The sequence below is a fragment of the Cylindrospermum sp. FACHB-282 genome (assembly GCF_014697195.1).
Lineage (GTDB): Bacteria > Cyanobacteriota > Cyanobacteriia > Cyanobacteriales > Nostocaceae > Cylindrospermum.
Window position 1 is genome coordinate 24,132 of record NZ_JACJRJ010000059.1, and the last position, 9,693, is coordinate 33,824.

Annotated in this window: 8 protein-coding genes and 1 pseudogene; 6 read left to right on the forward strand and 3 right to left on the reverse strand. The window is 41.6% G+C overall.

Translation table 11 applies throughout. From position 1 onward, the window contains the following. Positions 1-150: 150 nt before the first annotated feature. Both H6G32_RS26485 and H6G32_RS23020 read right to left on the reverse strand, forming a co-directional pair. Complete coding sequence (locus H6G32_RS26485) at positions 151-402, reverse strand: hypothetical protein (RefSeq protein ID WP_199328220.1); 252 nt, start codon at positions 400-402, stop codon at positions 151-153. 93 nt (positions 403-495) lie between these two features. Beyond that, positions 496-1,017 carry a hypothetical protein gene (locus H6G32_RS23020; RefSeq protein ID WP_190462522.1) on the reverse strand — a complete coding sequence of 174 codons (522 nt, stop codon included), beginning with the start codon at positions 1,015-1,017 and terminating at the stop codon, positions 496-498. Positions 1,018-1,126: 109 nt separating this feature from the next. On the opposite strand from H6G32_RS23020, the gene H6G32_RS23025 reads away from it, so the two are divergent. The 6 genes from H6G32_RS23025 (at position 1,127) to H6G32_RS23050 (ending at position 9,329) form a co-directional block, all read left to right on the forward strand. Then, positions 1,127-2,269 (forward strand): DNA cytosine methyltransferase, encoded by a 1,143-nt coding sequence (locus H6G32_RS23025; protein WP_190462524.1) that lies wholly within the window; start codon positions 1,127-1,129, stop codon positions 2,267-2,269. Positions 2,270-2,563: 294 nt separating this feature from the next. Continuing rightward, entirely contained in the window at positions 2,564-3,244 is a 681-nt protein-coding gene (gene deoC / locus H6G32_RS23030) for a deoxyribose-phosphate aldolase (RefSeq protein WP_190462526.1), read from the forward strand. A 162-nt stretch (positions 3,245-3,406) separates the two neighbouring features. After that, positions 3,407-4,315 (forward strand): DNA repair protein RecO, encoded by a 909-nt coding sequence (recO, locus tag H6G32_RS23035; protein ID WP_190462528.1) that lies wholly within the window; start codon positions 3,407-3,409, stop codon positions 4,313-4,315. After that, on the forward strand, positions 4,302-5,951 hold the full coding sequence (locus tag H6G32_RS23040; RefSeq protein ID WP_190462529.1) for an MFS transporter: 1,650 nt from the start codon (positions 4,302-4,304) through the stop codon (positions 5,949-5,951). Before recO ends, H6G32_RS23040 begins: the two co-directional genes overlap by 14 nt. Positions 5,952-6,296: 345 nt before the next feature. Further along, positions 6,297-7,445 (forward strand): glycosyltransferase family 4 protein, encoded by a 1,149-nt coding sequence (locus H6G32_RS23045; RefSeq protein WP_190462531.1) that lies wholly within the window; start codon positions 6,297-6,299, stop codon positions 7,443-7,445. A 915-nt stretch (positions 7,446-8,360) separates the two neighbouring features. Beyond that, the gene (locus H6G32_RS23050) at positions 8,361-9,329 is read left to right on the forward strand and encodes an orange carotenoid protein N-terminal domain-containing protein (protein ID WP_190462534.1); all 969 of its coding nucleotides are present in this window, start codon (positions 8,361-8,363) and stop codon (positions 9,327-9,329) included. A 112-nt stretch (positions 9,330-9,441) separates the two neighbouring features. Here the strand turns inward: H6G32_RS23050 and H6G32_RS26930 are convergent. Next, positions 9,442-9,582, reverse strand: a pseudogene (locus tag H6G32_RS26930) (Uma2 family endonuclease); the annotation flags it as partial. Positions 9,583-9,693 lie beyond the last annotated feature (111 nt).

Sequence of the window (9,693 nt, forward strand, 5' to 3'; positions counted from 1 at the left end):
TCGTTAATGTAACTTCTGTATTATAAACACCACAATTAACGCCTTGCTGGTAGTGATAACCGAATATACTAGTTCACGTAAACTGTAAATGAATTTAAAAATAACTGAGCATTTAATTTGACAGGGTACTTTATTGATAACTTTACTTATTTAAAAGCTATCTAAATCATTCTCAGAGTATCCAGCACCTACAAAAGCAGGAGTAGTCGCAGCTTGCTTTTTAATAAGTTCTAGCAAAGCATTATTGCAGCGTTCTGTAAGTTCTGGATATTGATTTGCTATCCATTCCAGTTCTGTCACGCCAGCAGGATCACTAATATCAAAGCCGAGTTCAATTAATTCTTCAGTGTGCTTAAATGCAAGATTGAAAATACCATCAAAATCTATCAATTGTTCATACATAGTTACAATTTCTCTAAATTTGTATAGATATTAACTTTTTTCATGCAAGGTGTCTCAAGGTAACTGTTAAATACTATTATAATTCCATTCAAATCATTGTTGACTTAAACGCTGAATATAGGCAATAACTTCTTCTTTGCTGACTATTTCATCCGGTAGTACCAGCCAGCTTGGATAAAGGTATACTGTATAACCTAACTGATTTGTTTTGCGCTTGTCTACTATCCTTCCCCAACGGTTAGGAAAAATAAACCAACGGGTACTCAGCCGTCTAGCAGGAATAGTACCCCAAGCCATCCCATTGGCTAGACAATACCAGATAATAACAGATGGGGGGTTAACCCATTGCTTGCTTTCAACTTCACCACACATCCAGCCTTTATAACCAAAAGGTAGGATACGCAGATTTTCAACTACACTAGAAACACTTTTAACTGATATCCAAAATAACTGGTGTTCATTATCCGTGCCATATACTGGAATATCTTCATCAGTACCAAATTCAGTGATTCTAGATGCTCCTGCATTAATACCACGATTTCTTAACCCTCTGCGGACTATATCAACTGCGCGTTTTCCTTCAGCCAAGAAATCTTCCCAGTTAGATGAGGACATAATAAAGGTCAAATAAGTGTTATAAAAAATCAGTGATTTATTAGTAAATAATAGCAGATATTTGTCGGCGAATATTTTAATATATACTTGCCAATATTCTATTTATTTAATGGCCAATTCACCCTCCATCTTTTCCTTCTTCTCCGGTGCCGGCTTTCTAGACTTAGGCTTTGAAACCAGCGGTTATAAAATCGCTTACGTTAACGAAATCTTCTCCCCATTCATCGCTGCATATCGCCATTCACGGGAACTTCTCAACCTCCCATCACCTGAATATGGATATCATCACGGGGAAGCAGCAGACGTAACCCAACTAATAGAAGGAACCCAAGCACAACACCTTAGTGATTTAATCAAAGACAGCCGCAAATCATATAATATAATTGGCTTTATTGGCGGGCCTCCTTGTCCTGATTTTTCTATTGGGGGAAAAAACAGAGGACATTTAGGAGATAATGGTAAACTTTCCGCCGCTTATGTCGAATTAATTTGTCGTCATCAACCAGATTTCTTTTTATTTGAAAATGTCAAAGGTTTGTGGAGAACAGCAAAACACCGTTTATTTTTTGAATCTTTAAAAACACAGCTACAGCAATCAGGTTATATATTAACAGAACGATTAATTAATGCTATTGAATACGGCGTACCCCAAGATAGAGACAGAATTATTTTGATTGGTTTTAGAGATAATTTCCTCAAGGATATGGAAATAAATCCTGAAGTGATATTTCCTTGGGATAAATATATTTCATATCCTCAAAAACAAGTTTTCTCTTACCCTTGGTGCAAAAGCGAACTTTTTAAAAAAGATTCTATAATTCCTTGTCCTGATAATCTTCCTGAAAAACTAACTGTTGAATATTGGTTTAGAAAAAATCAGGTACTGAATCATCCCAATTCTAAACATTATTTTCAACCAAGAGCAGGTATTACAAAAATTGCTGCTGTTGATGAAGGAGATGTTTCTAAAAAGTCTTTTAAACGTCTACACCGATGGCGTTATTCTCCTACAGCTTGCTATGGAAATAATGAAGTACATTTGCATCCTTACAAAATCCGGCGAATTTCTGTTGCGGAAGCTTTAGCAATACAATCTCTACCTGCAAATTTTATTCTTCCAGAGAATATGTCACTCACCAATATGTTTAAAACTGTTGGTAATGGTGTGCCATACTTAGCAGCAAAGGCATTAGCTAAAACGATCCTTGACTTTTTACAAATTGGGTTTACAAACCTAGAGAAAGGCTCGTAGTAAGGACTTCAGTCCTTAAAATGCTTGAATTGAGCGATAAATCGCTCACTACGAACAAAATTTTCGTTTTTATTCAGAAAATTACAATTTTAGTTAAATCCAATACCATAATAATCTTCTGATGTCAACTTAAATACATACAATAATTTGGTGACACCTGGAAAGTCGGCATATCAGACCGATGGAGAAGGCGGTTTTCAGGATAAACTCGTATATAAATATGGTTTAATCTATATATAAGAAATGTCTTAATTTTTTATAAAGTTTAATAATCTAACACTGGCAGAACAAACGATGGCAGCAGACTATCCCAACATTGATATTGCGCCATTTATCGATCACTCCCTCCTGTTGCCTACGGCTACCCCAGAGCAGGTGGTACAATGGTGTGAAGAAGCAGACAGATATAATTTTGCGACGGTTTGCTTGAACCCCACCTACGTGAGACAAGCAGTTGAACTCCTCCACAATAAAAATCCGAAAGTCTGTACTGTGATTGGCTTTCCTAATGGGGCAACGACTTCAGCAGTTAAGTTTTATGAAGCTCAAGAAGCGTTGGAAAATGGCGCTGATGAGTTGGATGTGGTCATCAACTTAGGCTGGTTGAAGGCTGGAAAAATTGAGGAAGTACACCAGGAAATCGCTACAATTTGTGAAGTAGCTGGGCAATGCGTCAAGGTAATTTTAGAAACCAACCTGCTGACGGATGCTGAGAAAAAAATAGCTGCGGAAATAGCTATGGAGGCGGGAGCAGCATTCTTAAAAACCAGTACTGGTTGGAATGGCGGGGCGACGGTGGCGGATGTGCAGATGTTGAAGGAAATAGCGCGGGAAAGGGTGGGAATTAAAGCATCGGGCGGTATTCGCACCCACAATCAAGCGCTTGACCTGATATTAGCTGGTGCTACTAGATTAGGCACATCTCGCGGCGTTGATTTGCTCCGTCAGCGCGAAAATGTAGAAAAGAGCGAGTAGTCATTTGTTTTTTGTCCCTTGTCAATTGTCATCTGTCCTTGTCCTGATCTAATGACTAATGACTAATGACTAATGACCCTTCGGGTTCGCCAGTTGCTCATGGGGGAAACCCCCAAGACCGCACTGGCTCACCAATGACTAATGACCAATGACTAATAACTAATGAGTAGAACCTACAAAGCAACTGGCATTAATCTCAAAACCCAGGCGCTGGGAGAAATGGATCGAATAGTGACGATTTTGACACAGGAATTTGGTCTGATTCGAGCAGTTGCGCCTGGGGCACGCAAGCACAACTCTACCCTGGGCGGCAGGAGTGGGATGTTTGTGGTAAATGAATTACTGATTACTCAGGGGCGATCGCTCGATAGAATTACTCAAGCACAAACGATAAAAACTTATCCAGGTCTGGGTAAAGATTTGGTAAAACTTGCTGCTAGCCAATATTTAGCAGAAATAGTTTTGTTTCAGGCTTTAAGTGAACACCCCCAAGAAGAACTTTATGAATTATTCAATGAACATCTCCAGCGGATAGAAGTATTACCCAGGAATGAGCCAGGGGCTGTTGTGGCACATTTGGCTCATGGGGTATTTCACCTTTTAGCTTTAGCTGGACTGACACCTCAGGTGCAAGTCTGTTGCTTAACTCAACGTCCCCTAATTCCAGATTTTACCAACCCCAATTGGCAGGTAGGATTTAGCGTTTCTACGGGGGGAACGGTTTGTTTAGAGGCTTGGGAAAGCTTGCGAAGAGAGGGGCAAAGGGGGAGACAAACAAATTCTTCCCCATCACCCCATCCCTCAAAACCTGGCTCTCAAACAATTGTTCAAACAATTGTCCACCACCAAGACCTACCAGTGATTTCTAGTCGCCTAAGTGCTACAGAACTGGTTATGCTTCAGCATTTGTCGCAACCAGAGATAATGCAAATAGATGCAGCCACAAATTATGGCTGGTTATCTGTTGAGCAAATTTTGCGCCAGTATGCTCAGTATCATTTTGGACGTCCGATTCGCTCTGCCACCTTGATTGACTCTTATTTTGCCCCCAACCATCATGCAATCGTCTGATTTGGATAAAAAAATCCTGCCTTTGTCACCCAGCCACGGTAAAGACCAAAATGGGGCATTAGATCCTACGGTACCCAATCACCTGAGTGTGCTTCCCACTATATCCAGTCAAATTAATAGCCAAGAAATGTCCCCAAAAGACGTTTCGCCAAAGGATCAAAACTGGATATCAGAAATACAATCAACTGATGTTAATCAGCAATCAGAAAAAAAATCAGATGGGAAATCAACTATTGCCCAAAGCAATGGGAATGGTAATGCCTCTGGGGAGAATTTACAAGTAGCGACTGACATAGAAAAAGAATCTACTCAATTAAATGGGTCTGGTTCCGGTGGGGATGCAGGGTCAGGGAATGTAAAACCGCAAGGGTTTTGGCCAGTATTGAAAAACCCCAATTTTCTGGCTCTTTGGGGCGGTCAAGTTTTTTGTCAACTAGCTGATAAAGTATATCTGGTACTGATGATTGCTTTGATTAACAGCCAGTTTCAGGCGAGCGATCAGAGTATTAGTGGTTGGGTGTCGGCTTTGATGATGGCTTTCACTATTCCAGCGGTGTTGTTTGGTTCTGTCGCTGGTGTGTTTGTAGATCGCTGGCCAAAAAAAGTTGTGCTGGTAGCAACAAATGCTTGGCGCGGTATTTTGGTTTTGGCAATTCCTCTGCTGCTGTGGTTAACCCATGATTGGAAACCTGTGGGAGTTTTGCCAGTGGGTTTTCTGATCATTTTGGGTGTGACTTTTTTAGTTTCCACGCTGACGCAGTTTTTTGCACCGGCAGAACAGGCGGCTATTCCCTTGGTGGTGGAAGAACAGCATTTACTCTCGGCTAATTCCCTGTACACGACAACGATGATGGCGTCGGTGATTGTCGGCTTTGCTGTTGGGGAACCTCTATTAGCGATCGCCGATGGTCTTTGGTTTAAGCTTGGTGGTAGTGGTGGACTGGGTAAAGAAATTTTGGTGGGTGGCAGTTATGCGATCGCCGGGCTAATTTTGTTGCTGCTAGTGACTAATGAAAAACCCCACCCTCCCGAAACAGAATTCCCCCATGTTTTCTCTGACCTACGGGATGGTCTACGATACCTCAAAGCTAATTATCGTGTCCGCAATGCTTTGTTGCAACTGATCATCTTATTTTCTGTCTTTGCCGCTTTAACTGTTCTCGCCGTTCGGATGGCAGAAATTATTCCTAACATGAAAGCTTCCCAATTTGGCTTTTTACTGGCATCTGGGGGCGTTGGTATCGCCGCTGGGGCCACGATTCTCGGTCAGTTTGGTCAACGCTTCTCCTATAACCAGCTAAGTCTGTGGGGTTGTTTAGGCATGGCAGCATCTCTGATTGGTTTATCGGTATTCACAACCCAGCTATGGGTAATCCTGCTGTTCTTGGCAATGTTGGGCGTTTTTGGCGCCCTAGTCGGTATCCCTATGCAAACTGCAATCCAAACAGAAACACCACCAGAAATGCGTGGCAAAGTATTTGGACTGCAAAATAATGTGATTAATATTGCCCTTACCTTACCCCTGGCATTGGCTGGTGTAGCCGAAACCTTTATCGGATTGCAGGCGGTGTTTTTGGCATTAGCAGTGATCGTCTTCTCAGGAGGTATATTAACCTGGTATAACTCCCGTGATTAGATGTCAGGTAGGAGCCATTGTTCATCCCCTTGATATCAACAGTAATTTACTGAAAGCATTTGCTTTCGTGCTAAACTAATGTCATCGAAAATTTATCAAATACTTGCTGAAAATCAACCTGATTATTAGCTAAAATGAGTTGTGATTAACTAAAAGAATTAACAACTTAGAAGTAGACTAAATAAAGCCATAAATGCACTGGTTAAATAAGCTTATGGTTATGCTATTTATCTGGAAGATGGTCTAATTTTATGCTAAATAAAAACTCAGTAAGTATACCGGGATAAGAAAACAGCAAAACAAACTGTTATTTCAAACCCGCTTTTATTTATAGATAATCAAAGAATGCATATAGCCTGGATTGGAAAAAAATCACCCTTTTGTGGCAATGTTACCTACAGTCGAGAGATTACAAATGCTTTGCTAGACCGGGGACATCAAGTTAGCTTTCTTCACTTTGCCCAAGAAGAATCTAAACCCAACAACTGGCCCAATTGCCAAGAGGTTTCCTTACCCTTTATTTACAAGTCCCAAGTTTACACTATTCCCACTTTCAAAGCGACCAAAGTCTTAACTGATTCCCTGCGGGAAATTAAGCCAGATATAGTCCATGCTTCCTTGACTCTATCTCCTCTTGACTTTGTCCTTCCAGAAATCTGTGAAGAACTAAATCTACCCCTAATTGCCACCTTCCACACCCCATTTGCTGGTAAGGGGGCAAAGCTGATATCGGGAACACAATTTTTGGCTTATCAACTCTACGCGCCTTTTTTGGGTAACTATGATCGCGTAATTGTATTTTCCCAAATTCAGCGGGAATTATTGGCACGTATGGGTGTGCGAGAAGAAAATATAGCCGTCATTCCCAACGGCGTCGATACTACCAAATATTCTCCTGGTACTTCCAAAATCAAAGCAGAATTTGCCGCTGATCGCTTATTTGTCTACCAAGGTCGCATCGCCCCAGAAAAAAACGTTGAACCTCTCCTACGTGCTTGGAAGCAATCGGACATGGCCGTTGGTAGCAAGTTACTAATGGTAGGGGATGGGCCTTTGAAGTCCTCTTTAGAGCCGTTTTATGGATCAGAATCCGGCATTATCTGGTTAGGATTTGTAGCGGACGAAGAGCGACGCATCGAAATTTTACGTGGGGCAGATGTATTTATTTTGCCTTCTTTAGTTGAGGGGCTTTCTCTATCTCTATTAGAAGCAATGTCTTGTGGGCTGGCTTGTTTAGCTACAGACGTAGGCGCAGATGGCGAAGTATTAGAAAAAGGTGCGGGTGTCATTGTTAACACCAAAACAGTGCGATCGCAATTAAGAACTCTTTTGCCACTGTTCCAAGACCATCCAGAGTTAACAACCCTACTAGGGCAAAAAGCCAGAAAGCGGGTGTTAGAGCGCTATACCCTCAGCGATAATATCACGCATTTGGTAGAACTTTATACTAGTATTTTAGCGCAGCGACCTGTACCGCTAGGTCGGGGAGCTTAGTTTATTCATGCGATCGCAATTTATAGGAGAATACTGTTTAGTTAAAAATAATCATAGGTTGGTTTAAGGGCAGGGCTACCCAAGAAAAAGCATACAAGTGCTGGGTTATGTTCCTCAAAGGCCACTTCACTCAACGGGGGGAACGCCCAGAGGTGAGTGGCTCCCCAACCTACGTAGTTTTCTGCTTTTTACCCTAACTCAAGGGTATTGATTCACAGCGTGACATACTCCTACTTCGAGTAGGCGAGAGGCTTCTGCTGCTTAAGCTAAAATTGTTGCCTTTTAGAAAACAAGTTTTGCTGATATGTATCACTAGTTATTTCAATAAATTAGGAATTACGCACTGTACAAATTAACCATCATGTGAAATAACGAAATTCTGTTGTTTCATGCTTCTGGCGACTACCTTCGGGTAGTTAGCATAGACCCTTATCCTCTGACAGGGCACTTTGTAATCAGTTCCTTGTGGTTAGACATCACTTGCTAATAGTCAAAAAATGAAACTTTTCTACCGAAGAACTCAGATTTCATATTTGATGATTTCTGTCAATGCGTGATTTCAGGAACTTTACATAACTTAAGAATCTTGTTACAGTTCTTTACATAAAAGTTAAACCTCTGATAAAACAACTGCATGATTGAGTGCAGTTCCGTAAAAGATGACCGAAGGTGAACCAACACCTTTGCTGTTGAACTAAAAATTTACCTGCAAGACAGTCCCTAGGCTAGCTTCGATTTCTATGTGAAAAACTTAGTTACCGCCAGCAATTTAGCCTTGGTAGAAGCTAACTTTTAGCACTAGAAGTCTTGAATTGATAGTTGATTGTGTTTATTACCAGAAAGGTCTCAGCTTTTAAATTCTTAGTGGGAATTTTGAAAGCAGCTAATTAACAAACAATATTGGAGATTCTGATCATGGCTTTAACTATCCAGTCTGCTCAAAGTATTTTTTCTAACACTCAAGTTCCTAGCCCGATTCCAGCAACTATCGCCTTGTTCGATCAACTCAATGTTGATGATCAACTAGCATATCTGTGGTATGCCTACACGGAAATGGGTAAGACAATTACTCCCGCAGCACCTGGAGCCGCACGCCTGCAGCTAGCAGAAGGTTTGCTCACCCAAATTAAGCTGATGTCTCCTGAAGAGCAAACCAAAGTCATGCGGGATCTTGCAAGCCGTGCTGATACTCCTATCAGCCGTTCTTATGGATTCTTCAGTGTCAATACTAAGCTGGCTTTCTGGTTTGAGTTAGGAGAGTTGATGAAAAAGGGACTCGTCACTCCTATTCCTAGTGGTTATCAAATGTCTCCTGGTGTGCAAGTTGTGCTAGAAGCAACCAAAAAGCTAGATCCAGGTCAGCAAATCACCGTACTGCGGAATACCGTAGTAGATATGGGATTCGATACTTCTGAGCTTGGCCCAAGTAGTTACCCAAAAGCAGTTGCAGAACCTGCTTTTCAACGTACAACTCCAACTATTTCCTCTGTCAAGATTGATGGCGTCACAGAACCTGCTGTGTTGGGCTACATTGAAGCCATGAATACAGACAATTTTGAGGCTGCTGTGGCTCTATTCACTGCTGATGGGGCGCTGCAACCACCATTCCAGAAGCCGATTGTTGGTCGGGAAGCGATCGCCAAATATATGCGTGAAGAAGCCCAAGGACTTAACATGATGCCACAAATGGGTATCTGCGACGTTCAATCAGATGGCTCCAAACAACTGAAAGTTACAGGTGTAGTCCAAACTCCTTGGTTTGGTGTTACTGTAGGCATGAATATTTCCTGGCGCTTTTTAATCAATCCCGAAGGAAAAATCTTCTTTGTAGCAATTGATATGCTCGCATCTCCCCAAGAACTCATGAACCTGCGTCGCGTTTAATCAAATAGGAGGCGTTAGGAAATGACGTTTTTGTTAAGCTATTCCTAGCGCCTCCCAATTGTTGAAAAGTGCCGTGTTGGCGACAGGCTACGCCTACTCAATTAAAAACTATCTATGCACCAGCTTGAAAAATCTGGTTAGCCGTCAGGTTTAAGTCTGGGAAAGCTGGTGATAGTATCCGGTCATTTCCTCTAAATTGACTAACTCGATATTCCCCATTCACTAATTCATATATCGAAATAGTTGGTTGTTTAGCTTATCCGACAGAAGCCCCACGCCTCACTCTTAGGAGCGTGGGATGAATGGCGCGTGAGTTGACGACAGTTCCCTGACTAATGTGCGTAGCACCAGAGAAGGGAGCATG

Bases quoted from the DNA above. Each gene is read 5' to 3' on its own strand.
- H6G32_RS23045 (WP_190462531.1), top strand. From the start codon at position 6,297: ATGCATATAGCCTGGATTGGAAAAAAATCACCCTTTTGTGGCAATGTT.
- H6G32_RS23020 (WP_190462522.1), bottom strand. From the start codon at position 1,017: ATGTCCTCATCTAACTGGGAAGATTTCTTGGCTGAAGGAAAACGCGCA.
- deoC (WP_190462526.1), top strand. From the start codon at position 2,564: ATGGCAGCAGACTATCCCAACATTGATATTGCGCCATTTATCGATCAC.
- H6G32_RS23040 (WP_190462529.1), top strand. From the start codon at position 4,302: ATGCAATCGTCTGATTTGGATAAAAAAATCCTGCCTTTGTCACCCAGC.
- H6G32_RS23025 (WP_190462524.1), top strand. From the start codon at position 1,127: ATGGCCAATTCACCCTCCATCTTTTCCTTCTTCTCCGGTGCCGGCTTT.
- H6G32_RS23050 (WP_190462534.1), top strand. From the start codon at position 8,361: ATGGCTTTAACTATCCAGTCTGCTCAAAGTATTTTTTCTAACACTCAA.
- H6G32_RS26485 (WP_199328220.1), bottom strand. From the start codon at position 402: ATGTATGAACAATTGATAGATTTTGATGGTATTTTCAATCTTGCATTT.
- recO (WP_190462528.1), top strand. From the start codon at position 3,407: ATGAGTAGAACCTACAAAGCAACTGGCATTAATCTCAAAACCCAGGCG.